The following is a 24,536-nucleotide window of genomic DNA, read 5'->3' as shown; positions in this document are numbered from 1 at the left end:
TAAACAAAAAAGAGCAGTAATTAGCTGCTCTTTAAATATTTAGAATGTGTAAGAAACACTTGTTGAAAAACCAACTCCTTTTTTATAGCTCTGTAACAATAATGATGACTCGTCAATTGAAATTTTACTATCTTCTCCTAATTCTCTTTTGTACAAAGGATTTAAAATATTATCTACTGAGAATTTTATATCCCAAGCTTTATTTATATTACTTCCCCAAACAAAGTCTAATTTATGAAATGGTTTTTCGTATATATGGTCGTTTCCTGCAATTCCAACAGCATAAATACGTTCACCATAAACATTGTAGACTAATGAAGTGGTGTTTTTACAATTTTCACCTAAATTAAATTCGTATTTTAAATCAGAATTTAATAACCAATTAGAAGCACCTTGTAAATCTCTTTTTTCAAACGTGTCAAAATATCCAGGTCTATTTTTGTTAACAGTTGCTTCTGTAAGCATTAATGAAGTATTTAACCCAAAAGACAATCCTTCTAAATTTTCGTTGATTCTACTTAATTGTAGTAAAAACTCAAATTCTGCTCCAAATAATGTTGCGTTTTTATTGTTGTAGTAAGTAATTGTTTGTCCGCTTCCAGTTGCACTTGCTTGCACTGTTCTTTCAATTGGTTTGTCAATATATTTTGCAAATAACGTAGCTGCAAACATTTCTTTATTAGTTGGGAATACTTCAAACTTTAAATCTGCATTATAATTTTCACTATTCTCAATATCCGAATTTCCTCTCTCGGTTGTTCCGTCAGCATTGATTAGGTTAATGTCTAAACTTTCAAAAAGAACTGGTTTTGTATATGTTTTTGAAACAGCTAAGCGTAAATTACGATCTTCATTTATTGCATATTTAATGTTTAAAGAAGGTAGAATATATAAGTTCTCGCTGGTTTTTTTTCTGTATGGATTTGTAATTGGATCAACAATAGATTTGTATTTATATTCTCTTATTGTGTTTTCTGCACGAAGCCCAACATTGAACTCTAATTTTTCATTTACATTTAAAAGTAAATTGGTGTAAGCACCATCAGCTCTTTGAAACACTTTTGTTTTCCATTCTGCTGTTGATTGTTCGGTAAATGAAAGAAAGTTATTAGCGATATCATTTTGAATATACTCGTCAATGTCGTTTACTGGAGCATCGTATGGAGCAGATCCTGAGTTTGGATTTCCAAAGGTGAATCTAAATTTTGAAACCATATATTCTGCAAAACCACTATATCCAAAAGATAATTTGTTTAAATTGTCTTCGTTTTTGCCAAATTTTAAGTTGTATTCTAAATTACCCGACATGTGGAAGTTGTTGTCAATATTGAAAAACTGACGTAATAAGTTATTACTTCCATACTGAGTGTTGATTTCAGTTTCACTAATTTTTGTACCTGTAATAAATTTTCTGTCTGGTTGACTATATTTTGTTCTTGTGTATGATAAACCACCGCTCAAAGAATGTTTGTCATCTTTTGTTAGTTTATAGTTTCCGAAAAATTGATTCGCAAAATAATCAGATTGTTCATATTGATTTAAACGAATAAACTCGTTTGGATTTTGTACAGCCGTTCTAGTGTAGCCTATTTGATCTTGAATTAAGTTTTCTGTAGATTTTAAATATAAACTATTGTAAAATAATTTTATTCTATCGGCTTTATACTGCAATCCTAACAAAGTCGAAGCTTGTGTTTGAAATTTGAATTGTTTTTTTGTTAAATTATTGTCATATATTCCTTGACCTTGTGAAAATGTTCTGTCTACACCTTCTCTAACTTGGTATTTGTTGTCGAAATTTGTTGCAAAAACATAAAATAATTTATTGTTGTTTTTGCCAATATCAAATTTGCCTGAATGACTTATTCCAATACTAGTATTTAAAGGAGATTTTATTTTGTTTACATTCCAGCTTGATTTGTAATCGTTGTTAATTCTTCCAGCTGGAATTTCACCATAACCACTAGGTAATTTTCTTTCTTGTCCTCCAAAACCAAAAAAACTTTTTGTGTTATCTGCATCCTCAGAAAGTAAAAAATCACTCATGTTATTATTAGTGGTATAACCAACACCATAACTAATTTTAGTTTGTTCTTTAGTAGGTTGACTAGTTTTTACATCAATTGTTGCTCCTGCAAAATCACCATAGATATTAGGATTAAATGTTTTAAAAACATCTATATAACCTACAACATCAGTTGGGAATTGATCTAAAGGAATTATTTTTTTGAAAGGGCTATTTGAAGGAACTGCAAGATTGTTTATTAATAAATTATTATATCGATCTTCTAAACCTCTAATAAATAATCCTTTTGATTCTACTTTAGAAATACCAGTAATTTTTGTTAAACCTTCTTCAACATCACTAATTCCTTTTCTAGACAATTCTTGTGCACCAATACTTTGTTTAATTTCAACTGCTTTTTGTTGTTCAAGTAATAAAGCAGTCTCTTTTTCGCGGCTTACTTGTGCTTCAATTACAACATCTTTTAATTCTTCTCCGCCTGTTGAAGCTAGTGTATGATTGATTACTTTTGTTTCTCCAGCAACTACTGTAAAAGGAATTTCTTTATTTTCGTAACCTAAATAATTAATTACTAATGTATAACTACCAGGTTGTATTGAAAATGAATATTTCCCATTTTCGTCTGTGGCAGTATTTTGTTTGGTTTCTTTAATTACTATAGTAGCAAAAGGAAGTGGTTCATTATTCATTTCCTTGTCTAATATTTCACCGCTAATGGTTGCATTTTGTGCAAATGATAATGCAGTAAAAAGTAATGTTAAAAATAGAAATTTAATTTTCATGTTATCTGATTATTAATTTGGTGCAAAGAAAGTGTGACAGCGTTACTCAATTGTTACTTGGTCATTATCAATAAGTTTCTAGTCTGTTATTAAAAGGTTAACAGATTAAATAATTGTTAAGCCATTAAATCGTTTTGTTTTATCTTTATCTTTACAATCAGAAATGCAACATAATAGTGTTATGAAAAAAAAAGATATTAAAATCTTGTTGGTTGATGATGAGAAGGATATTCTAGAAATTGTAGGTTATAATTTATCTCAAGAAGGATATCAAATTTCTACTGCTAATAATGGTAAAGAAGCCATTGCTAAAGCTAAAAAAGAATTGCCGCACCTAATTATTTTAGATGTAATGATGCCTGAAATGGACGGTATTGAAGCTTGTGAAAACATTAGAAAAATTCCAGAACTTCAGGATACAATTATCACATTTTTAACAGCCCGTTCAGAAGATTATTCTCAAGTAGCTGGCTTTGATGCTGGCGCAGATGATTATATTGCTAAGCCAATTAAACCAAAAGTACTTGTAAGTAAGGTTAAGGCATTATTAAGAAGGTTAAAAGAAGATAATCAGGCAACCAGCACATTAACCGTTGGTAATATAGAAATCAACCGTGAAGAATATAAAATTATTAGTAGCGGAAAAGAAATTATTTTACCGCGAAAAGAGTTTGAATTGTTTTATCTTTTAGCAACAAAACCTGGAAAAGTATTTACAAGAGAAGAAATCTTAGACAAAGTCTGGGGAAATGAAGTTGTAGTTGGTGGAAGAACAATTGATGTGCATATTCGAAAATTAAGAGAAAAAATAGGTGATGATTTCTTTAAAACCATTAAAGGAGTTGGTTACAAAATTGAATTTTAATGGCTATAAAATTTAAAAAATCATATAAATTCGCAATAAAATCATCTTTTTATATTGCTTTGTTTTCTTTTGGATTTTTAGCAATAGCCAATTATTATTTTGCTAAACTTCCCTTTTATTATTTGTTGTTATTTGTTATAGCACTTTCTATATTTTCATTTTTTGTATTACAATATAGAGTAGAATATTTTATTTATAAAAGAGTTAAGAAAATATATGATGACGTTTCTTTACTGGAAAATGCCAATTTCAGAAACCAGCCAATTACTACAGATATGGCAACACTTACAAGTGAAGTTCAAAAATTTGCTCGTGATAAAAAACTAGAAATTGAATCACTAAAGATACGTGAAGAATACAGAAGAGAATTTTTAGGAAACGTTTCTCATGAATTAAAAACACCTCTTTTTACCGTTCAAGGATATTTGTTAACACTTTTAGATGGTGCGATGGACGATAAACACATTCGAAAAAAATATTTACAAAGAGCCGAAAAAGGTGTAGAGCGTTTAATATATATCGTGAATGATTTAGACATGATTACCAAGTTAGAAATGGATACACTTGGTTTAGAAATTTCTGAGTTTAATATTGTTGATGTGATTCAAAACGTATTGGATTTACTCGAAATGAGAGCTTCCAAGAAAAATATTCTCCTAACTTTTGATATGAAATATGTTAGACCCATAAAAGTAGTAGCTGATTTAGAAAAAATACAGCAAGTCATTACAAATTTGGTTGAAAATTCTATCAAATATGGAAAAGAGAACGGTACAACTGAAGTAAGCATAGAAGATTTTGTAAACAATAAAGTTATTGTCAAAGTTAGCGATAATGGAGAAGGTGTTGAAAAGCAACATATCCCAAGACTCTTTGAGCGTTTTTATAGAGTTGACAAAAGTGGTGCAAGAAGTGAAGGGGGTTCGGGCTTAGGTCTAGCAATTGTGAAACATATCATTGAACGTCACAATGAAAAAATCAATGTTGAAAGCAAATTCGGGAAAGGGTCAGAATTCTCGTTTACTTTGGAAAAGGCTAAATAAATTTTCCCAATCTATTTCTTCATTTGAAAAATTTTGTAATCCTTTATAGACATCAATTTTTGATAGTTTTTCTATTCTAAATTTATCTTGTTTACAACTTGGTGCAATACCTTCCATTTTGTATTTCTTTGCCAAATATTCTTGTTCATATTGACCAGGTGTTGGAATAAAAAAAGCTTTTTTTCCTAATTTAGCTAAATCCATAACTGTTGTATAGCCCGAACGACACAGAACAATTTCACTTTCATTAAAAGCAGTTTCTAATTGTTCTGAATTCATAAAATTATAATAGGTAATTTGATTTTCTTTCCAGTTTTTTTGTTGGTCTTGAATAGTTCCTTTTACAAATAGAATTTCTTTTGGATATTCTTGTAATTCCTCAATTAGTTTTTCTTCTAAAAGGGTTCGTTGAGGTTCAGGGCCAGAAAGAATCACCATTAAATCATACTTTTTTGACAAATCTTTTATTATGATTCTACTCAATGGTCCTATGTATGTGATGTTATCTAATGGCTTGTCTAAATGGCCTAATTTTCCTGATAGATTCGGAAATTTATCCACATCTGGAACCCAGCAAGCAGTATATTTTTTAATATAATTTAAATGTACTTTTGTAGTTAGCCAAGACGTTTTTCCAGAAAGCACATTAAGTTGGTGCGTAATAAAAACAGAAGGAATTTTTTTAGAAAACGAACCAAGTCTATTGTCAGATATTAACCCGTCAATTTTATATTTTTCAATGATATTTTGAATAGCTTTTTTTTCTTTACGAATTGCGCTAAACATTTTAGGCATTTGAGTTAAAAGTTTCCATTTGAAGTTTCTGCCATTAGTTGCATACTCAATATTATATGCAGGAAGTTCTAAACAAGTTAAATGTGGAAATTCTTTTTTTAATAATGCTAAAGCTACACCATCAGAAGCAATTATAGGTTCAAAATTATTTTGTTCCAATGCTTTGATAATGGGTATACATCTTGTAGCATGTCCTAATCCCCAGTTTAATGGAGTGATTAGTATTTTCTTTGGGGCATTCATTTATGTCTTGATCTTAGGGGGCGATGAGAAATAAAATTTCGATTCAAAGGTATAAAATAAAAGCATTACGTAATTATTTGATTTGAATATTGAACAAAATCGTCATGAAAAGTTATACTTTTTCAAGATGTAAAGTAAAAAAAATTTGAGTTCTTTTATATTTCCTTAATTTTACCAAAAAATTAAATAAAATCGTGGGAAGTAAAAATAAATTAAAGAGATTCAAAGAAAACGAAACGTTTGTAAATGTTTTTCAACCAACAAGAGAAGAAGTTGTATCAGATAGTTTCCCATTAAAAGGAAAATGGAATAGCGATTTTTTTAAAAATGATCATCCTATTGTGTTAGAATTGGGTTGTGGAAAAGGAGAATATTCTGTTGGCTTAGCTGAAAAAAGTCCCAATAAAAACTTTGTTGGAATTGACATTAAAGGAGCAAGGTTTTGGCGTGGTGCAAAAACAGCAGTTGAATCAGGCATGAAAAACGTAGCTTTTTTACGCACACAGATTGAATTAATTGAACATTGTTTTGCTGAAAACGAAGTTTCAGAAATCTGGATAACTTTTCCAGATCCTCAAATTAAATACAAAAGAACCAAGCATAGGATGACAAATTCAGAGTTTTTAAATCGATATAAAAAGATTTTAAAAACCAATGGGTTAATGCATTTAAAAACCGATTCAGAGTTTATGCATGGTTATACATTAGGGTTACTTCATGGTGAAGGTCACGAAGTAATTTATGCAAATCACAATATTTATAAAAATGAAGGAGCTCCAGCAGAAGTAACAGGGATTCAAACATTTTACGAGAGCCAATATTTAGAGGTAAACAAACCAATTACATATATACAATTTAGAATTAAGTAATATAAGTTGCTTTAGACTAGTTAATCTTTTTTACTTTTGATAAAAATCTTTCTATGACTTTTGTATTAGCTATTTTCTTAGGGTTAATTATTGCTATTGTAGGAATCATAATTCCTGGCATGTTGAATATGACAATTGCCAAAATAAGCATTAAAGAAAACCAAACCCAAGCTCTAAATTTTGCTTTTGGAGCAGTTGTTGTAGTATTTTTTCAATGTTTTTTTGGAACCTATTTTGCAAAGTTTTTAGATGCAAACCCTGTTTTTAGCGAAGGATTAAAAAAAATAGGAACATTTATTTTTATCGCATTGACAGTAGTTTTCACCGTAATGGGTTTCAATGCTAAAAAGAAAAAAGATATTGAAGTAAAAATAGAAGCAAAAAGAAATCGTTTTTTTTATGGTATGGCATTATCGTCGTTTAATATGTTTGCCATTCCTTGGTATGCTATAACAAGTTTAATGATGTCTTCAAAAGATTTGTTTCAGTATGATATGATTTCTATAGTTTTGTTTTCGTTATCAGCTGCTATTGGGACTTATTTTGTATTTTACTTATATGCAAAGTTTTTTAAGTTAATTGAACACCGATTAACTTTTATTGTAAAAAATATTAATTTTTTAATTGCTGCTTTAACAGGTGTTGTAGCTATTTCTTCGCTCTATAAAATGTATTTCTAAAGTTTGGAAAAATTAAACTCAAATAATGAAAATTTTTTCGAACGTGTTTATGCAATTGTTCGCCAAATTCCTGAAGGGAAAGTTACTTCCTATGGTGCTATCGCAAAAGCATTAGGAACGGCTCGTTCTGCTAGAATGGTAGGTTGGGCAATGAATGCTTCTCATAATTTAGAAGATGTTCCTGCGCATCGTGTAGTGAACAGAAAAGGATTGCTTTCTGGTAAACATCATTTTGATGGAACCAATTTAATGCAACAACTTTTAGAAAATGAAGGTATAAAAGTAGTAGAAAATCAAATTATCGATTTTGAAAAACACTTTTGGGAACCTTTTAAATAAAAAATAAAAATATTTTCTTTATTTTTTTAACTTATTCACCTCTTTTTTTAAACTAAAACGTTTGAGTTAACACATTCTATAATGTATCATTTTTTTTCTGTAACAAATGTGACAAAAGTCATATAATCCCTTACTTTATAGGTGGAAATTTGTACTATAATTTAAACATCAATACAAATGGACACTTTAAAAATACACTTCAAAAAATGGTTTTTAGTACTTTTTTTAGCGACAGGATTTGTCGGTAAGGCACAAGAGGCAAAAGTAGTTGTAGCCGAAAGTAAATTAGAGGTAGATGGAACTTCAAATTTACACGATTGGACAATAGAAGCCAAAGCAATGAGCGGAAAAGCGGCAGTAACTTTAGATGCTGGTGATTTGAAAGCAATAAAAAGTTTAGATTTTTCTGTTGAAGCCGAACAATTAAAGAGTGGTAAAAGCGGAATGGATAAAAACACTTTCAAAGCTCTAAAAAGCAAAACCCACAAAACCATCACTTTCAAATTGGTAAAAGTGATAAAAATTACAACAGTTTCCAACGATAATTATACTGTAGAAACACAAGGCGATTTAACAATTGCAGGTGTAACAAAAAGAATTAACCAAACTTTTTCAGTTAAACTTATAGGTAAAAAAATGATTTTTTCTGGGAAACAAAAATTAGACATGACATTATATGGTGTCGAACCTCCAACAGCTTTAATGGGAACTATCAAAACAGGAAAAGAAGTTGTTGTAGATTTTAAAGTAACTTATAACTAATACATAAATATAAAAATTCATATCATGAGAACATTTATTAAATTTTCGTTAGCAATACTAGCCTTAGGTTTATCTACTGGCATTAAGGCGCAGACAACTACATTTGGTAATATGCAAAATCTAATACCAAGAGATCAAAGAGCAATTAATCAATTTGATGTTAAAAAAGATAGTGCCGAATTTAAAGGATTAAGTATTGATTTAGGTGGAGCATTTGCTTTACAATTTCAAGCTATAAATTCATTTAATGATCAACAAGTAGGTTCTTATACTGCTTCAAATGGAACTACAATTACAAATTATAGATTAAACAATCTTGAAAATCAATTCAATTTACCTACTGCAAATATGACTATCGGAGCTCAATTGTATGATGGAGTTAGAGTTAATTTAGATTTATATCTAGCAGCAAGACACCACAATGAAACTTGGGTTAAAGGAGGATATTTACAAATTGACAAGTTAGATTTCATTAAAAAGGATTTCTTGGCTGGCTTCATGAAATATGCTACAATCAAAATTGGTCAAATGGAAAACAATTATGGTGATGCTCACTTTAGAAGATCAGATAATGGTAGTGCTTTAGTAAATCCATTTATTGAAAGTAATATTATGGATTCATTTACTACAGAAATGGGTGCTGAAATTTACTACAACAGAAACGGATTTGTTTCTATGTTTGGAATGACAAATGGTAAATTAAACCAAAATGTTACTGAATTCGTTCCAGCAGCGCCAACTACAGCAGCGCCTGATCCAAACACAACAATTAGTCCTACAATTTTGGCTAAATTAGGTTATGACAAACAAATTAATACTGATTTAAGAGTAAGATTTACAGGTTCATTAGCACATAATGCAAATATGAGTGGTAATCCATGGAGTTCTGACAGAGCTGGTAGCCGTTATTACTATGTAATGTCTCATGCAGCCTATACTTATGGAACTACAGCAGTTACAAATAATGCTACAACTGATTTAGCTGCAAATGCAACTACAGGCAGATTTAATCCAAATTTTGGAAACTGGTTTACAACTGTAATGTTTAATCCATTTGTTAAATATAAAGGATTGGAATTTTTTGGAACTATCGAGTTAGCTCAAGGTGGTGATAAAAAAGGTGTTGACGAAGCTCGTAAAGTAAATCAATATGCAGGAGACGTTGTATATAGATTTGGAACAAATGAAAAATTTTATGTAGGAGCAAGATACAATGTAGTGTCTGGAAAATTAGCTAATGCTGATGCTGACAAAGTAAGTGTAAACAGATTTGAATCTAGTATGGGTTGGTTTATGACTAAAAATATTTTAGCAAAAGTAGCCTACACAACTCAAAGCTATAAAGATTATTCTCAATTCAGTGGAAATAGCTTAAATGACTTATATGGTGGTAAATTCAGTGGATTAATGTTTGAAGCTGTTATCACTTTCTAAAAAAAATAAATAATTAAAAAAAGAGAAAAGTGAAAGCTTTTCTCTTTTCAAGAATCATGAGAACAATTAGTTTGTTTATTGGATGTTTTATTTTGATTAATCTGGGTTTTGTTTCAAATAAAACCAAAGTAAAAATAACTAATCAAAGCGAAGTTATTATTAAGGGAAAATCAAATGTAAATTCTTTTGAATGTAAATACAATTCAGCATTTATTGAAGACGAAATTCAAGTTTCGTTAGCTAAACAAAATGCTAAAATTGTGTTAGATGGTGCAAAAATATCAATCAAAAGTACTGGTTTTGATTGTGCGCATAAAATGATAACCAAAGATTTCAAAACCATCCTAAAAGCCAACGAGTATTCAAATATAAAATTAGAAGTAAAAGAAATCACCACTTTAAAAGAGCATATTTCGGCAAAATTAAAAGTTGAAATTGCAGGGGTTTCTAAAGAGTATACGATTCCAGTTACTTATGATTCAAAAAGCAATAATGTAAAAGGACAATTAAAAATCAATATTAAAGACTTTAACTTGAAAGCACCTAAAAAATTATTAGGGATGGTTATTGTAAATGATAATGTTGATATTCATTTTAATCTCTTTTTACAATATTAATAAATCTTTTTTCATGTTTAGTTTAAGAAAGCAATCTTTATATTAGTAGAGATTGCTTTTTTATTATGATGCTTCGAGTAGTATAAATTATACTTATTGAATTATAAAAACTTTAAACTGCTAAACTTTTAAACTCATAAACTTCTTCCTATCTTTGCAATCTAAAATCAGTCTGAATAAAAATGAAACTAGATAGAAAAGAGATACTTGCGGCTTTAGAAACTATTTCTGTTGCAGGTGAAGGCAAAAACATGGTAGAAAGTGGTGCTGTTCAAAATGTAATCACTTTTGGAGACGAGGTTGTTGTTGATGTGCTTTTGGCTACGCCAGCTTTACATATAAAAAAACGTGCAGAAGTGGATATCATCAAAGTTATTCACGAAAAAGTATATGAAAAAGCAAAAGTAAAAGTAAACATAAAAGTTGAAGCGCCAGAAAAAGCTGAAAATCCTAACTTAATAAAAGGAAAAGCTATTCCAGGAATTTCAAATATTATAGCAGTTGCATCAGGTAAAGGTGGTGTAGGAAAATCTACTATTACAGCAAATTTGGCGGTTTCATTAGCAAAAATGGGATTCAAAGTTGGGGTTTTAGATGCTGATATTTATGGACCATCAATGCCAATTATGTTTGATGTTGAAAATGCTAAGCCTATTTCAGTTGAAGTAGATGGGAAATCAAAAATGCAACCAGTACAAAGTTATGGTGTAGAAATTTTGTCCATCGGATTTTTTACAAAACCAGACCAAGCCGTTATTTGGAGAGGTCCAATGGCTGCCAAAGCTTTAAATCAAATGATTTTTGATGCCAACTGGGGCGAATTAGATTTTATGCTAATCGATTTACCACCTGGAACAGGCGATATTCATTTGTCAATTATGCAATCGTTGCCTATTACAGGAGCAGTTGTTGTCAGTACGCCTCAAGCTGTAGCATTAGCAGATGCTAAAAAAGGAGTTGCAATGTTTATGTCTGATGCAGTAAGTGTTCCAGTTTTAGGAATCATAGAAAACATGGCATATTTTACTCCAGAAGAATTACCTGAAAATAAATATTATATTTTTGGTAAAGAAGGGGCTAAAAACTTGGCAGCAGATTTACAAGTGCCACTTTTAGGTGAAGTGCCACTAGTACAAAGTATCCGTGAAGCAGGAGATTATGGTCGTCCAGCAGCATTGCAAACAGCTTCAGTTCTAGAAAGTGTTTTCGAAAATATCACAAGAAATGTAGTGCAAGAAACGGTAAGTCGTAATGAAACTTTACCACCAACAGAAGCTATCAAAATAACAACAATGGCAGGTTGTTCTGCTGTTAAAGGAAAATAATATGACTACACTAGAAATAAAGGAGAATGTTGAAAAAGCATTAGATGAAATTCGCCCGTTTTTGAATTCTGATGGAGGAAATATATCATTAATCGAAATCATTGATGATAAACACGTTAAAGTACGATTAGAGGGAGCTTGTACAAGTTGTAATTTCAGTATTAGTACAATGAAAGCTGGTGTAGAAACTACTATTAAAAAGTATGCACCTCAAATTGAAACAGTAGAAAATATAGCATAACTGATTATTATCATGTTATATTATATTTGAATTATTCAATTTTGCCACTTTGTAACTTATGTAACGTATAGCAAATCAATGTATTTGTAACTTTGCATATATAAATGATTTTAAAACATGATTCAAACGGATATATTAATTATTGGTGCAGGTCCTACGGGGCTTTTTGCCGTTTTCGAAGCCGGATTATTACAATTAAAATGTCATATTATTGACGCTTTGCCTCAACCAGGAGGGCAATTAGCAGAATTATATCCAAAAAAACCAATCTTCGATATTCCAGGTTATCCTTCGGTTTTAGCTGGTGATTTGGTAACGAATTTGATGGAACAAATCAAACAATTTCAACCTGGATTTACCTTAGGAGAAACTGCTGAAACCATTGAAAAATTAGAAGACGGTACTTTTATAGTAACCACTAACGAAGGAACAATACACCAAGCAAAAGCAATTGCAATTGCAGGTGGATTAGGAACTTTTGAACCAAGAAAGCCTGTTCTTAAAGACATCGAATTCTACGAAAAAGAAGACCGTGGAGTAGATTATTTCGTAAAAGATCCAGAAAAATATCGTGGAAAAAACATTGTAATCGCTGGTGGAGGTGACTCTGCTTTAGATTGGAGTATTTTCTTGTCGAATGTAGCGAATTCCGTGACTTTAGTTCATAGAAGAAATGAATTCCGTGGGGCATTAGATTCAGTTGAAAAAGTACAAGAATTGAAGAATGCTGGAAAAATTAAATTAGTAACGCCAGCTGAAGTTGTTGGGTTTAATGGTAGTGAAAGAATAACCGCTGTTGATATTGAAGTTAACGGAGCCAGAATGAAAGCAGAATGTGATTATTTTATTCCGCTTTTCGGATTAACACCAAAGTTAGGACCAATAGCTAACTGGGGATTAGAAATCGAAAAGAACGCTATAAAAGTAAATAACGCTTTAGATTATCAAACCAACATCGACGGAATTTATGCTATCGGTGACGTTAATATATATCCAGGAAAATTAAAGTTGATTTTATGTGGATTCCACGAAGCAACATTAATGTGTCAAAGTGTATACAATAGAATCAATCCGGGAAAACGTTATGTGTTGAAATATACCACCGTTTCAGGAGTAGATGGTTTTGATGGTACCAGAAAAGAAGCGGAAAAAGCCGTTGTAAAATCAATTGATTAATATGAGCCAAGACGTAACCATTTTTATAACCGATAGAAACGGAGTTAAGCACGAAGTGTTAGCCCCAACCGACATGAATATGAACATTATGGAATTAATTCGTTCTTATGAATTAGCAGAAGAAGGAACTGTTGGTGTTTGTGGTGGAATGGCGATGTGTGCATCTTGTCAGTGTTATGTTTTAAATGATGTCGTTTCTTTAGAACGCAACCCAGACGAAGAAGCTATGCTTTGGGAAGCTTATCATGTAAAGGATAATTCACGATTAGGTTGCCAAATTCCAATCACAGAAGATTTAGAAGGTTTAGAAATTGAAATAGCACCAGAACAATAAAGCGAGATTTTTCTCGCTTTTTTTATTTTTTATTGTAACATTTGTAGAAATGAAACGTATAAGGAATAGGTTTACTTTTACATAATGGAAAAACAAAGCAATCTTTTAGGATTACATCAATTATTAACACTCGAAGTTTCAAATAGTAATAAATTAATAGATTTATTAGGTTTTGTTGCTTTTACCGACAATCTTCTCCTTGAAAATCAATTAGAAAAAGTTGGGAATACGTCATTTGTTTTTGAAAACGGAAGTTTTACGATTGCTTATTGTTTAAAAGAATCCCATATTTGTATCCATACGTGGCCAGAAATTAATACGTTAACGATGGATGTTTATCTGTGTAATTATTCCCAAGATAATTCTAGTAAAGTTAGAAGTATTGCAAAAGATTTTATAGCTTATTTTGAAGCAAGTATTGTTAAACAAATAGAAGTAGAAAGATAAATATGGAATTAACTTGTCCTAAGTGTAATCAAAATACTGCTATTGAATCAAGTTTTGAAGTAAAAAGCTTTGGTTGTTCACATTGTAATAGTTTCTTTACTTACAATAATTCGAAGTTGAAATTCGAAAAAGCATACGATTATGTTCCTAAAGATACTACTCTAAAAATTGGAACAAAAGGAATCATCGATGGAGAAACCTATGAAATTGTTGGATTAATTATAAAAAGAGCTCATGCCATTTATTATTGGCGTGAGTATACATTAATGTCAAAATCAGGTAAAGTAAAATATCTTTCTGAAACAGATGGGCATTGGATTTTACTTGAAGAAATTCCTGTATCGTATGATGTTTCTCGGAAATATAAGAAACTCACACATGATGAAATATCATATAATCTTTATGAATATACCGATGCTTTTGTTGCAAGAGTTTATGGTTTTTATGAGTTTGAAATAAGTGGTAGACCAGTAAAAATGGTTGAGTACATTAATCCACCATATATTATTTCAATTGAGGAATTTGATAAGGATGATGCAACTTATTTAGGAAAACATATTTCTTCAAGTGAAGTAAAAAAGATTTTTAATGTAAGTCAACTACCATCTAAATCTGGAGTTGGACTTGTGCAACCTTTTTTATTTAATATTTACAATACACTTCTTGTTTTTGTATCATTTGCGATATTAATTTTAGCAACTTATATCTTTTTTAATATTGGTCGAACGGAGAAAAATGTATTGTATACGTCTTTGAATTTTGATGAATATAAAAATAAGGAATTCATTTCACCTTCTTTTGAATTAAAAGGAAGTCCTGCACCTTTAATTGTTTCAGCTAGTTCAGATGTAAATAATTCATGGGCAAACGCACAAGTTTCATTAGTAAATGAAGCAACCAACGAAGAAGAATACGCTCAAAAAGATATAGAATACTACAGTGGTTATACCGATGGAGAAAGTTGGACCGAAGGAAGTACAAGTACAACCTTTAATTTCTGTGGGGTTGCTCAAGGTAAGTATCATTTAGTAATAATACCATCTAAACAAGATACGGACACTTCTAACCAAACTATGAATATAACAGCCGTTTGGAACGAATCATCGGTATGGAATTTTATGTTAAGTTTAGTTTTTCTAGGTGGAATTTTTGCAATAATTTTCTTTTTAAAGAAAAACTTCGAACAAAGAAGATGGGAGAATAGTGATTTCACACCTTATACCGAGTAGTAATATGAAGCAGTTTATCATTAATAATAAATGGGCTATAGCATTTGGACTTTTTGTTTACATGCTATTTTTAGGATATTCCTTCACAGGAAGTAGAATTTGTGATTGCGAATCTACAGAAAAATATAATTCAGGAGGTTCTAGAGGACATAGTACAGTAAATCGATTTTATCATAAATAATTTAATATGGAATATATTGCATTAAAAGGCATAATAAATGCGTTAATTTTCTCAGTTGTTGGAGTTGTTGTTTTAATAATCAGTTATTATATAATTGAAAAAATAACTCCAGAAAACACTTGGAAAGAAATTGTTCAAAATAAAAACACGGCATTGGCTATCGTTTTTGCAGCATTAATTATCGGAATTTCTCTTATTATTAGCGCAGCAATTCATGGGTAAATTTTTTAGGTTTGAATACCTATTACTATTTGCAGTTTTTGTTATCGCAACTTGTGGCTTAATTTATGAATTAGTCGCAGGAACGTTAGCGAGTTATCTTTTGGGAGATTCTGTAAAGCAATTTTCATTCATCATAGGAGTATATTTATTTTCTATGGGAATAGGCTCATATTTTGCAAAATTTATCAAAAGAAATCAACTCAATATCTTTATCGAAATTGAAATCGTAGTTGGAATTGTTGGCGGATTAAGTTCGGTTATATTATTCTTGCTTTTTGAAAAAGTGGCTTACTTTCAGTTTATTCTTTATTTTTTAGTATTCATTACAGGCTGTTTAGTTGGATTGGAAATTCCGCTTTTAATGAATATTCTAAAAGACAAAGTAAAGTTTAGCGACTTAGTTTCTAACGTTTTTACTTTTGATTACATTGGTGCTTTACTTGCTTCAGTATTATTTCCTTTGGTTTTTATTCCGCAATTAGGAATTATTAGAACTTCCTTGTTTTTTGGAATGATTAATCTAAGTGTTGCCATTGCGCTTTGTTTTATATTGGAAAAAGAAATCAAGAAAGTGTATTTTTTGAAAGCTAAAGCGATAATCTCTTTTCTAATTTTAGTTGGCTTTTTTATTTTTTCCGAAAAGATTCTCTCTTTTTCAGAAGAGAAATTATATGGTGAAAATATCGTTTTTACAAAAACCACTTCTTACCAACGAATCGTGTTGACGCATTTAAAAAATGATTATAAATTGTATTTGAATAACAATTTGCAATTCAGTTCAGCCGATGAATATCGTTATCATGAAGCATTGGTACATCCTGCTATGTCAAGTGCAAATTCTGTTAATGAAGTTTTGGTTCTTGGTGGTGGAGATGGTTTGGCAGTTAGAGAAATTTTAAAATACGATTCCGTTAAAAAAATAACATTAGTAGATTTAGATGGCGGAATGACCAAACTATTTAAAACCAATCCCGTACTTAAAAATTTGAATAATAATTCCTTTGAAAATAAGAAAGTAAGCGTTTTTAATCAAGATGCATTTCTTTGGGTAAAGGAAGCTCAAAAAAAGTATAATGTGGTTATCATTGATTTTCCTGACCCGTCCAATTATAGTTTAGGAAAATTATATTCGGTTAATTTTTACCAATCGCTTTCCAAAATTTTAGCACCAAATGCCGTTGTGGTGATTCAAACAACTTCGCCTTATTTTGCACCTAAATCATTTTGGTGTATCAATAAAACTGTAAAAACTTCTTTTTCTAATACAGATGCTTATCATGTTTATGTACCATCTTTTGGCGAATGGGGTTTTACTATTACTTCAAACAATCCGAGTTTTGATTTTAACTCTGTAAACAGAAAGGCGCAAAATCTTCGATTTTATAATTACAAATTCAATTCGCTTAATCAATTTACTAGTGATATGAAGGCAAGTAATGTTGAAGTAAATCGATTAGACAACCAAATTTTAGTACGCTATTTTGATGAAGAGTGGGGAAAATTATAATTCACGAAGAACTTTTGTTAAAAGAATAGCAGCTTTATCCATTATAGCTGCCGTACCAAGTTTGTTGGTTTCTTGCAAAGACAAATTAATTGAAATTACATTAAAGCTTACTGGAACTAATCATATTTTAGGACATCGATTGTGGTTGAAGAATTTTCCAAAACCAACAAAAGAAATTAAAATACCTTATTTAATTGTCGGTGGTGGAATTTCTGGACTTTCGGCAGCGCGCCAATTCAAGAAAAAAGGAATTGAAGATTTTTTAGTTTTAGAACTAGAAAACAAATTAGGCGGAAATTCTGCAAATGGAGAAAATCAGTATTCTAAATTTCCTTTAGCAGCGCATTATTTGCCTTTACCTAATCTAAGAGATAAAGCGCTTTTAAACTTTTTAGAAGAATCGAAAATCATAATAGATTACAAAGATAGTTTACCTGTTTTTGATGAAACACAATTGTGTTTTGATCCAAACGAACGTTTATTTATTCGAAATTCTTGGCAAACGGATTTAATTCCGAGATATGGAAACTCCAAAGAAGTTGATAATCAAATAGACTTATTTCTTCAAAGAATGACCGAATTTCGTGAGAAAAAAGGAAATGATAAAAAGTACTTTTTTGATATTCCAAAATCATTCTGTTCATCAGATGAATCTCTAAATTCACTCGATGAAATAACCATGAAAAAATGGTTATTGGACAACACTTTTACGGCTGATGAAGTTTTAGAATATGTTGATTATTGTTGTAAGGACGACTTTGGTTTAGGAATCGAGTTTGTTTCGGCTTGGGCTGGAATTCACTATTTTGCAGCAAGAAAACACGAGAATAAAAAATATGACGATACCGTTTTAACTTGGCCAGAAGGCAATGGTAGATTGGTAAAACATTTGAAATCATCTGTTGAAAATAAGGTGTTGACGAATCATTTAGTATATGACATTCAACTCAATTCTAATGGAGTTAATGTATCTGTTTTTAATGCTGAATCAAATGAATCTGTAACTATTCTAGCCGAAAAAGTAATTCTTGCAACGCCGCAATACATCAATAAGTTTTTACTGCCTGAAAGAAAATCTACAGCCCATAATTTTCATTATGCTCCATGGTTTACGGCTTCTATAACATTGACAGATATTTCAGATAATGGTAGTTTTCCGCTGTCTTGGGATAATGTAATTTACAAAGCAAAAGGTCTTGGATACGTTTATAATCAGCATCAAAATTTGGAGCAAATTATTGATAAAAAAGTCATTACGTATTATTACAGCTTTAGTTCAAATGACATAAAAAAAGACAGAAAAGAATTGCTGAAAAAACCAATCGAACATTGGAAAGAATTAGTTTTATCCGATTTAAAAATAGCACATCCAGATATTGAACAAAATATAAGTGCGATTGAAATTCACAGAATTGGTCACGGAATGATAAGTCCCGTTCCTAATTTTCTAAAAAGTAAATTACTCAAAGAAGCTTCAAAAAGTATTGAAAATAAAATCTTTTTTGCACATAGCGATTTAGCTGGAATTTCTATTTTTGAAGAAGCTTTTCATCAAGGAATTAATGTGGTTAATAAAATTGTAGATGGAACAACCTTGGATTCATAAATCAAAAACCGATTTTTGGTTGATACTTTTCCCAGCATTTTTTGTTTTGGGAATTGTCTTCGTTTTTCAAGATTGGTTATCCGAAATTCAAGAAGATTACTCTTTTTATACTTGGTTGTTTTTGATTGTTTTTATTGATGTAGCGCACGTTTATTCGACTCTTTTCAAAACGTACTTCGTAAAATCCGAATTTCAAAGAAGAAAAAAACTTTACATTGGATTGCCAATAATTTGTTTTATAATTGGTTTGTTTTTATTTGGTTTTGGGAGCTCTGTATTTTGGTCAGTTTTGGCTTATGTAGCTGTTTTTCATTTTATTAGACAGCAGTATGGTTTTGTTAGATTATATGCAAGGAAGGAAGAAAAAACAAAAATAAATAGATATTCAGATGCTTTAATAATCTACACCGCAACTATTTATCCAATGTTGTATTGGTTTTTTTCTTCGCCAAGAGCTTTTAATTGGTTTGTAGAAAAAGAGTTTTTTAGATACGAAAGCCAGTTTTTAATTCAAGTTTCAACTGTAATTTATGTTCTTATCGTGGCATATTATTTATGTCGAACACTTTATCTTTATTTGAAAACCAGCTATTTTAATATTCCAAAAAACCTGATAATTGTTGGAACTTTACTATCATGGTTTTTTGGAATTGTATATTTTAATAATGATTTAGTTTTTACACTCTTAAATGTGGTTTCTCACGGAATTCCATACATGGCATTAATATATTTAAAAGAAATCGATTCAAAACCCAAAGAAGAAATGGGCGAATTATTTCATTTTAAAAACAGTAAAGGAGCTATTTTCTTCGTTTTAATTCTACTCGGAATTGCTTTTACTGAAGAATATTTGTGGGAAATTTTTGTTTGGAACGAGAATTTTAACCTTGGAATCGATGCTTTCAAATGGCAATTCTTTTTAGTTCCATTACTTACGGTTCCACAATTTACGCACTATTTATTAGACGGTTTTATTTGGAAAAACAACAAATAAACTATACTAATTCGTGCTTATGTTCCACTTGTTCTTCAATGGCATTCCAAAGTCCGATTCTCTTTTCTAAAGCTGCAATAGAAACTTCTTGTACTTCATTCCATTTTTGTTCAGAATCACCACAAAGTTCTGCAATCATTTGCATTGCCATTGGTCCGTGTTCGTCAGCGTCTAATTCAATATGTCTTTCGAAATAATAAATTAGTTTCGATAAATTGGTTTCTGGGAAGTTTTGCTGAAAGTTTTTTAAGATTTCAGTAAACATATTCGGAATCAAATCTTCTCTTCCAAAAGTAAAAGCTGCAGCAATTTCATGCGGTTTTCCTTGTTCAATCACACGGAAAGTAAAATCTAAAAACGCTTTCACATTTTCGTGTAAATCACTTTGTTTAATAGATACAAAAATGTTTTTCGTTTCTTCCACATTCTTCAAAAACGCATTAATTTGAGTTGTTGAAGCACCACATTGTGTCATCGCATCCAAATACATCTCAAAATGACTTTGACGCGTTCCGTCCAATGTTAAATCGGTTTCTTCGGCTACAACAATTTCATTAATTAAATAGCGAATTTCAGGATTACCAATTGGCAACCAAGGCGTTGTAGTGCAAGTCAATTTATTTTGTAAGGCTTTTAGTAACGACATAAAATCCCAAACCGCATAAATGTGGTTTTCTAAGAAACAATGTAAATCGTCAATCGTTTTTACTTTATTGTATAGCGAATGATTTAATAATTGATCTTTTTGATGTTGTATGGAATGATTGATTTGTTCAATTCTCATTTTTGATTTTTTTGTAAAATTATAAAAGCTTCCCAAATTTGAGAAGCTTTTTATATCAATTTTATCTATTGTTTAATTATTTGAATGCAGGGAAACCTGTAACATCCATACCTGTAATTAACAAGTGAATGTCGTGTGTTCCTTCGTAAGTAACTACAGATTCTAAATTCATCATGTGTCTCATGATAGAATATTCACCTGTAATTCCCATTCCACCAAGCATTTGACGTGCATCGCGAGCAATAGTTAACGCCATATCAACGTTGTTTCTTTTTGCCATCGAAATTTGAGCTGTAGTTGCTTTTCCATCGTTACGTAAAACGCCTAATCTCCAAGTTAGTAATTGCGCTTTCGTGATTTCAGTAATCATTTCAGCTAATTTCTTTTGTTGTAATTGTGTCGCTCCAATTGGTTTGTCAAATTGAATACGTTCTTTTGAATATCTCAAAGCAGTATCATAACAATCCATTGCTGCTCCAATCGCTCCCCAAGCAATACCATAACGTGCCGAATCTAAACATCCTAGTGGTGCTCCTAATCCAGATTTGTTTGGCAATAAGTTTTCTTTTGGAACTTTTACATTGTCAAAAATAAGCTCTCCAGTGGCAGAAGCTCTTAACGACCATTTATTGTGTGTTTCAGGAGTTGAAAAACCTTCCATTCCTCTTTCCACGATTAATCCGTGAATTCTTCCTTCTTCGTTTTTAGCCCAAACTACTGCAATGTCAGCAAAAGGTGCATTTGAAATCCACATTTTAGCACCATTTAAAAGATAATGATCACCCATATCTTTAAAATTAGTTACCATTCCACCTGGATTTGAACCGTAATCTGGCTCAGTTAAACCAAAACAACCAATGAATTCTCCAGTGGCTAATTTTGGTAAATATTTCATTCTTTGTTCTTCGTTTCCGTATTTCCAAATAGGATACATAACCAATGAAGACTGAACCGAAGAAGTCGAACGTACACCCGAATCTCCTCTTTCAATTTCTTGCATGATTAATCCATAAGAAATTTGATCTAATCCAGCACCACCATATTCCACAGGAATGTATGGACCAAATCCACCAATTTCTCCTAAACCTTTTACGATTTGATGAGGAAATTCTGCTCTTTGTGCGAAGTCTTCAATAATCGGAGAAACTTCTTTTTTTACCCAAGCACGTGCAGCATCACGCACCATTTTATGTTCGTCAGATAATAATTCGTCTAATAAATAATAATCTGGAGATTGAAATAAGTCTGGTCTCATAGTTTTTGATTTGAAAGTCACAAAAGTAAGTAAAGATTTTTAACAAATCAACGAACAAATGTTATAATTTTTAAATTACATTTTCAAATAAAAATCCTTCGTCAACTCAATGTATTCGGAAGTATAGTTGTGTCTAGAAATTTCGATGATTAATTCATCGACTAACGGAGCTTGTTCCATTCTGCAAAAAGCCAATAAACTTCTTTTAATTTCCGATGTTGGTGTGCCTTTTACACGAGTAATTTTTAATGGAAATAAATCCAATTCTTTACACATAGCAACAAAACGTTCTTCTTCTTTATAAGGAATAATTACAGAGAAAATTCCGTTATCAGAAAGTAATAAAGCTGCTGCTTCAATCAATTCTTCAAAAGGCAAAGCGTCTTCAAAACGTGCTAAATCTCTCGAACTGTTATCTGATTTATAATCATCGGTGTAAAAAGGTGGATTGGAAATAATTAAATCATACTCGTCTTCAGGTTCGTCTACAAATTCATCCAATCCTGCATGAAAGCAGAATAATTTATCACCCCAAGGCGAAGCTTCAAAATTTTCGACACATTGTTCGTAAGCATCTTCGTCAATTTCGATGGCATCAATTTGTTCGGCGCTGCTTCTTTGGGCTAACATTAAAGACAAAATTCCAGTTCCAGCGCCAATATCTAAAACATTATACGGATTGTTGATTAATGGAGTCCAAGCGCCAAGTAAAACACCATCCGTGCCAATTTTCATAGCACAACGATCTTGATTAACGGAAAATTGTTTGAATGTAAAAGTAGTCATTGGAATTATCCAAGATATAAATCAACCAATCCTTCAGGAGTTTCTAAAGTAATGGTTTTGTTTGCTCTGTCAAGTGCAATGATGAAATCATCAATAAGCGGAATTAAAATTTCAGTTCCGTTTTTATCAATTTCAAAAAGTGGTTGAGCGCCACTGTCATTAATAGAGGCAATTTTTCCAATATTACCTAAACGAGTATCCAATACATCAAACCCGATTACTTCGTGGTAATAAAATTGAGTGCCTTCTAATTTTGGCAACATAGAAAGTGGAAGATAGATTTCACTTCCCATAATTTCGTCTGCTTCTTCTTCGGTTTGAATGTCTTCAAAACGAATACGTAAGAATTTTTCTTTGTGAAGCGAACTACTTTCAATAAAAAATGGAACCAGACTTTTGTTGATTTCAACAAAAACTGATTCCAAATTTTGATACAATTCGGGTTCGTCGGTGTCTAAATACGCCAATACTTCCCCTTTGAAACTAAATTTTTTCGCGATTTTACCTAAATAGAAACAATCTTGTTTACGCATGAAATCGCTTTATTATTAAGCTTCTGTTTCTTCGTTGTTTTCTTCAACAGCTGGAGTTTCTTCAGTAGCAGCTTCTACTACTTCTTCAGTTGCTTCTGCTGCAGCTTCTTCAGCTACTTCTTCTACTTTCGCAGCTTCAGCTTGAGCAGCAATACGTTTTTCGTTTGCTTCTTTTTCAGCTTTTAAAGCTTTAGCTTTAGCATCTGCCTCAGCTTTAGATAAACCAGCTTTTTTAGCGTCAACTTTTCCTGCTTTTTCATCTAACCAAGCTGCTAATTTAGCATCTGCTTGCTCTTGAGTTAAAGCACCTTTTCTAACACCTCCATCTAAATGATGTTTTAATAAAGCACCTTTGTAAGAAAGAATTGCTCTAGCAGTATCAGTTGGTTGAGCACCATTGTGTAACCATTGAACAGCTTTGTCCAAGTTTAAATCAATAGTTGCTGGATTTGTGTTTGGATTGTAAGTTCCAATTTTTTCTAAGAATTTACCATCTCTTTTTGATCTTGCATCTGCTGCAACAACCCAATAAAAAGGTTTCCCTTTTTTTCCGTGTCTTTGTAATCTAATTTTTACTGACATAATCTTGTGATTAATTTGAGGTTCTCGACCTCGGTTATTTAAGGGTGCAAATATAGTAAAACTTTGTAATACAAACATATTAAGTGCAGAAAAAATATTTTCACCTTGAATTTGTGTTTATTTAGATAAAAAAGTTATTTTTGTTTCCTACATATAATTAGAACTATTAAAAATGAAAAAAATATTTTCTTTGTTAGCTATTGTGGCATTATTTAACTCATGTCAGCAAGATATTCAAACTAATACACCAGCATTTCAAGCAAAACTTAATGATGTTCAATGGAGAGCAAATGAAGCTAGGGTTTCTGTTGATGGAGATGGAGGAATGACTATTACTGCTTATACTGCATATGAAACTGTTGTGTTGAAAACTAACGCTATGAACGTTGGAACTTATTTATTAGGAACACAAGATTATTTAGGAAATCATGCTTCATATTCTTTTGATGCAAATGATTTTGCAGATTTTTATGATACAAGTGTAGTTGAAGGGCCAGCATACAAGCTTTCAGGAATGTTAACTGCTGGAACTGGTTATACTAATTTGCCAGGTGCGCAAACTACTGGTGGTTCAGGAACAGGATTAAAAGTTGCTTTGACAACACTTTCTGGAACTATAACAAAATTAACAGTTGTAGCTAGAGGTGAAGGTTATGTTGCGGGAGATGTTGTTACAATTGTTGGTGGAAATAACAATGCAACTGTAAGAATTGAAAATGTACAACAAAGTAATGGAGAAGTTACAATTGAAGAAGTTTCAAACGGATTATTCACTGGAACATTCAAACTTAATGCGGTAAATAGCGAAGGCGATGTAGTTACCTTCTCTGAAGGTCATTTTTACAAAGTACCATTGCAATAAATATAAAGACAAAATAT

27 protein-coding genes are annotated in these 24,536 nt (G+C 31.2%); 20 read left to right on the top strand and 7 right to left on the bottom strand.

Translation table 11 applies throughout. The annotated features are described in order from the left end of the window. Positions 1 to 39: 39 nt before the first annotated feature. Positions 40 to 2,808: a TonB-dependent receptor gene (locus G4L40_RS00615; RefSeq protein ID WP_166234990.1), complete on the bottom strand. Its 2,769-nt coding sequence runs from the start codon at positions 2,806 to 2,808 to the stop codon at positions 40 to 42. 181 nt (positions 2,809 to 2,989) lie between these two features. On the opposite strand from G4L40_RS00615, the gene G4L40_RS00610 reads away from it, so the two are divergent. Together G4L40_RS00610 and G4L40_RS00605 are read left to right on the top strand one after the other, a co-directional pair. Then, the gene (locus G4L40_RS00610; RefSeq protein ID WP_166234988.1) at positions 2,990 to 3,673 is read left to right on the top strand and encodes a response regulator transcription factor; all 684 of its coding nucleotides are present in this window, start codon (positions 2,990 to 2,992) and stop codon (positions 3,671 to 3,673) included. Then, positions 3,673 to 4,716, top strand: coding sequence for a sensor histidine kinase (locus G4L40_RS00605; protein WP_166234987.1), 1,044 nt, complete (start codon positions 3,673 to 3,675; stop codon positions 4,714 to 4,716). Before G4L40_RS00610 ends, G4L40_RS00605 begins: the two co-directional genes overlap by 1 nt. On the opposite strand, the gene G4L40_RS00600 is transcribed toward G4L40_RS00605, so the two are convergent. Continuing rightward, on the bottom strand, positions 4,681 to 5,754 hold the full coding sequence (locus G4L40_RS00600; RefSeq protein WP_166234985.1) for a UDP-N-acetylglucosamine--N-acetylmuramyl-(pentapeptide) pyrophosphoryl-undecaprenol N-acetylglucosamine transferase: 1,074 nt from the start codon (positions 5,752 to 5,754) through the stop codon (positions 4,681 to 4,683). The genes G4L40_RS00605 and G4L40_RS00600 overlap by 36 nt on opposite strands. Before the next feature lie 194 nt (positions 5,755 to 5,948). On the opposite strand from G4L40_RS00600, the gene trmB reads away from it, so the two are divergent. From trmB to G4L40_RS00515, 17 genes are all read left to right on the top strand, one after another. Beyond that, entirely contained in the window at positions 5,949 to 6,623 is a 675-nt protein-coding gene (gene trmB, locus G4L40_RS00595) for a tRNA (guanosine(46)-N7)-methyltransferase TrmB (RefSeq protein ID WP_166234983.1), read from the top strand. Between the two features lie 53 nt (positions 6,624 to 6,676). Next, positions 6,677 to 7,303 (top strand): LysE family transporter, encoded by a 627-nt coding sequence (locus G4L40_RS00590; protein ID WP_166234981.1) that lies wholly within the window; start codon positions 6,677 to 6,679, stop codon positions 7,301 to 7,303. Positions 7,304 to 7,306: 3 nt separating this feature from the next. Then, positions 7,307 to 7,642 (top strand): MGMT family protein, encoded by a 336-nt coding sequence (locus tag G4L40_RS00585; protein WP_166234979.1) that lies wholly within the window; start codon positions 7,307 to 7,309, stop codon positions 7,640 to 7,642. A 177-nt stretch (positions 7,643 to 7,819) separates the two neighbouring features. After that, positions 7,820 to 8,404, top strand: a complete 585-nt coding sequence (locus G4L40_RS00580) for a YceI family protein (RefSeq protein WP_166234977.1) — start codon at positions 7,820 to 7,822, stop codon at positions 8,402 to 8,404. Between the two features lie 24 nt (positions 8,405 to 8,428). Next, entirely contained in the window at positions 8,429 to 9,838 is a 1,410-nt protein-coding gene (locus G4L40_RS00575; RefSeq protein ID WP_166234975.1) for a hypothetical protein, read from the top strand. Positions 9,839 to 9,894: 56 nt separating this feature from the next. Further along, positions 9,895 to 10,455, top strand: a complete 561-nt coding sequence (locus G4L40_RS00570; protein ID WP_166234973.1) for a YceI family protein — start codon at positions 9,895 to 9,897, stop codon at positions 10,453 to 10,455. A 182-nt stretch (positions 10,456 to 10,637) separates the two neighbouring features. After that, complete coding sequence (locus G4L40_RS00565; RefSeq protein WP_166234971.1) at positions 10,638 to 11,780, top strand: Mrp/NBP35 family ATP-binding protein; 1,143 nt, start codon at positions 10,638 to 10,640, stop codon at positions 11,778 to 11,780. A gap of 1 nt (position 11,781) precedes the next feature. Next, the gene (locus G4L40_RS00560) at positions 11,782 to 12,021 is read left to right on the top strand and encodes a NifU family protein (RefSeq protein WP_166234969.1); all 240 of its coding nucleotides are present in this window, start codon (positions 11,782 to 11,784) and stop codon (positions 12,019 to 12,021) included. Positions 12,022 to 12,138: 117 nt separating this feature from the next. Next, positions 12,139 to 13,197, top strand: a complete 1,059-nt coding sequence (locus tag G4L40_RS00555) for an NAD(P)/FAD-dependent oxidoreductase (RefSeq protein WP_166234967.1) — start codon at positions 12,139 to 12,141, stop codon at positions 13,195 to 13,197. A gap of 1 nt (position 13,198) precedes the next feature. After that, the gene (locus G4L40_RS00550; RefSeq protein ID WP_166234965.1) at positions 13,199 to 13,531 is read left to right on the top strand and encodes a 2Fe-2S iron-sulfur cluster-binding family protein; all 333 of its coding nucleotides are present in this window, start codon (positions 13,199 to 13,201) and stop codon (positions 13,529 to 13,531) included. Between the two features lie 84 nt (positions 13,532 to 13,615). Further along, a complete protein-coding gene (locus G4L40_RS00545) occupies positions 13,616 to 13,978 on the top strand; it encodes an S-adenosylmethionine decarboxylase family protein (protein ID WP_166234962.1) in 363 nt (120 codons plus the stop codon). Between the two features lie 2 nt (positions 13,979 to 13,980). After that, the gene (locus G4L40_RS00540; protein WP_166234960.1) at positions 13,981 to 15,207 is read left to right on the top strand and encodes a DUF4178 domain-containing protein; all 1,227 of its coding nucleotides are present in this window, start codon (positions 13,981 to 13,983) and stop codon (positions 15,205 to 15,207) included. A 4-nt stretch (positions 15,208 to 15,211) separates the two neighbouring features. Next, positions 15,212 to 15,388, top strand: a complete 177-nt coding sequence (locus tag G4L40_RS00535; RefSeq protein WP_166234958.1) for a hypothetical protein — start codon at positions 15,212 to 15,214, stop codon at positions 15,386 to 15,388. 6 nt (positions 15,389 to 15,394) lie between these two features. Continuing rightward, positions 15,395 to 15,610: a DUF350 domain-containing protein gene (locus G4L40_RS00530; protein WP_026724432.1), complete on the top strand. Its 216-nt coding sequence runs from the start codon at positions 15,395 to 15,397 to the stop codon at positions 15,608 to 15,610. Then, positions 15,603 to 17,117 (top strand): polyamine aminopropyltransferase, encoded by a 1,515-nt coding sequence (locus G4L40_RS00525; RefSeq protein ID WP_166234956.1) that lies wholly within the window; start codon positions 15,603 to 15,605, stop codon positions 17,115 to 17,117. The genes G4L40_RS00530 and G4L40_RS00525 overlap by 8 nt, the downstream gene beginning before the upstream one ends. Then, complete coding sequence (locus G4L40_RS00520) at positions 17,095 to 18,723, top strand: FAD-dependent oxidoreductase (protein WP_166234954.1); 1,629 nt, start codon at positions 17,095 to 17,097, stop codon at positions 18,721 to 18,723. Before G4L40_RS00525 ends, G4L40_RS00520 begins: the two co-directional genes overlap by 23 nt. Beyond that, entirely contained in the window at positions 18,701 to 19,717 is a 1,017-nt protein-coding gene (locus tag G4L40_RS00515; RefSeq protein WP_166234952.1) for a hypothetical protein, read from the top strand. Before G4L40_RS00520 ends, G4L40_RS00515 begins: the two co-directional genes overlap by 23 nt. Position 19,718: 1 nt before the next feature. Here the strand turns inward: G4L40_RS00515 and G4L40_RS00510 are convergent, their stop codons facing one another. From G4L40_RS00510 to G4L40_RS00490, 5 genes are all read right to left on the bottom strand, one after another. Next, the gene (locus G4L40_RS00510; protein WP_166234950.1) at positions 19,719 to 20,501 is read right to left on the bottom strand and encodes a DUF3050 domain-containing protein; all 783 of its coding nucleotides are present in this window, start codon (positions 20,499 to 20,501) and stop codon (positions 19,719 to 19,721) included. A gap of 76 nt (positions 20,502 to 20,577) precedes the next feature. Beyond that, a complete protein-coding gene (locus tag G4L40_RS00505) occupies positions 20,578 to 21,756 on the bottom strand; it encodes an acyl-CoA dehydrogenase family protein (protein ID WP_166234948.1) in 1,179 nt (392 codons plus the stop codon). 75 nt (positions 21,757 to 21,831) lie between these two features. Next, entirely contained in the window at positions 21,832 to 22,491 is a 660-nt protein-coding gene (locus tag G4L40_RS00500; protein ID WP_235922553.1) for a tRNA1(Val) (adenine(37)-N6)-methyltransferase, read from the bottom strand. A gap of 56 nt (positions 22,492 to 22,547) precedes the next feature. After that, positions 22,548 to 23,075 (bottom strand): ribosome maturation factor RimM, encoded by a 528-nt coding sequence (gene rimM, locus G4L40_RS00495; protein ID WP_166234944.1) that lies wholly within the window; start codon positions 23,073 to 23,075, stop codon positions 22,548 to 22,550. A 15-nt stretch (positions 23,076 to 23,090) separates the two neighbouring features. Further along, complete coding sequence (locus tag G4L40_RS00490; RefSeq protein ID WP_166234942.1) at positions 23,091 to 23,657, bottom strand: 30S ribosomal protein S16; 567 nt, start codon at positions 23,655 to 23,657, stop codon at positions 23,091 to 23,093. 172 nt (positions 23,658 to 23,829) lie between these two features. Between G4L40_RS00490 and G4L40_RS00485 the strand changes: the two genes are divergently transcribed. Then, a complete protein-coding gene (locus tag G4L40_RS00485; protein ID WP_166234940.1) occupies positions 23,830 to 24,519 on the top strand; it encodes a DUF6252 family protein in 690 nt (229 codons plus the stop codon). The last annotated feature ends 17 nt before the right edge of the window (positions 24,520 to 24,536 follow it).

Source organism: Flavobacterium celericrescens (genome assembly GCF_011392075.1).
In the GTDB taxonomy this organism is placed as follows: Bacteria; Bacteroidota; Bacteroidia; order Flavobacteriales; family Flavobacteriaceae; genus Flavobacterium; species Flavobacterium celericrescens.
The sequence above is the reverse complement of the archived record's forward strand: the minus strand, read 5'-3'. Positions and strand labels throughout refer to the sequence as shown.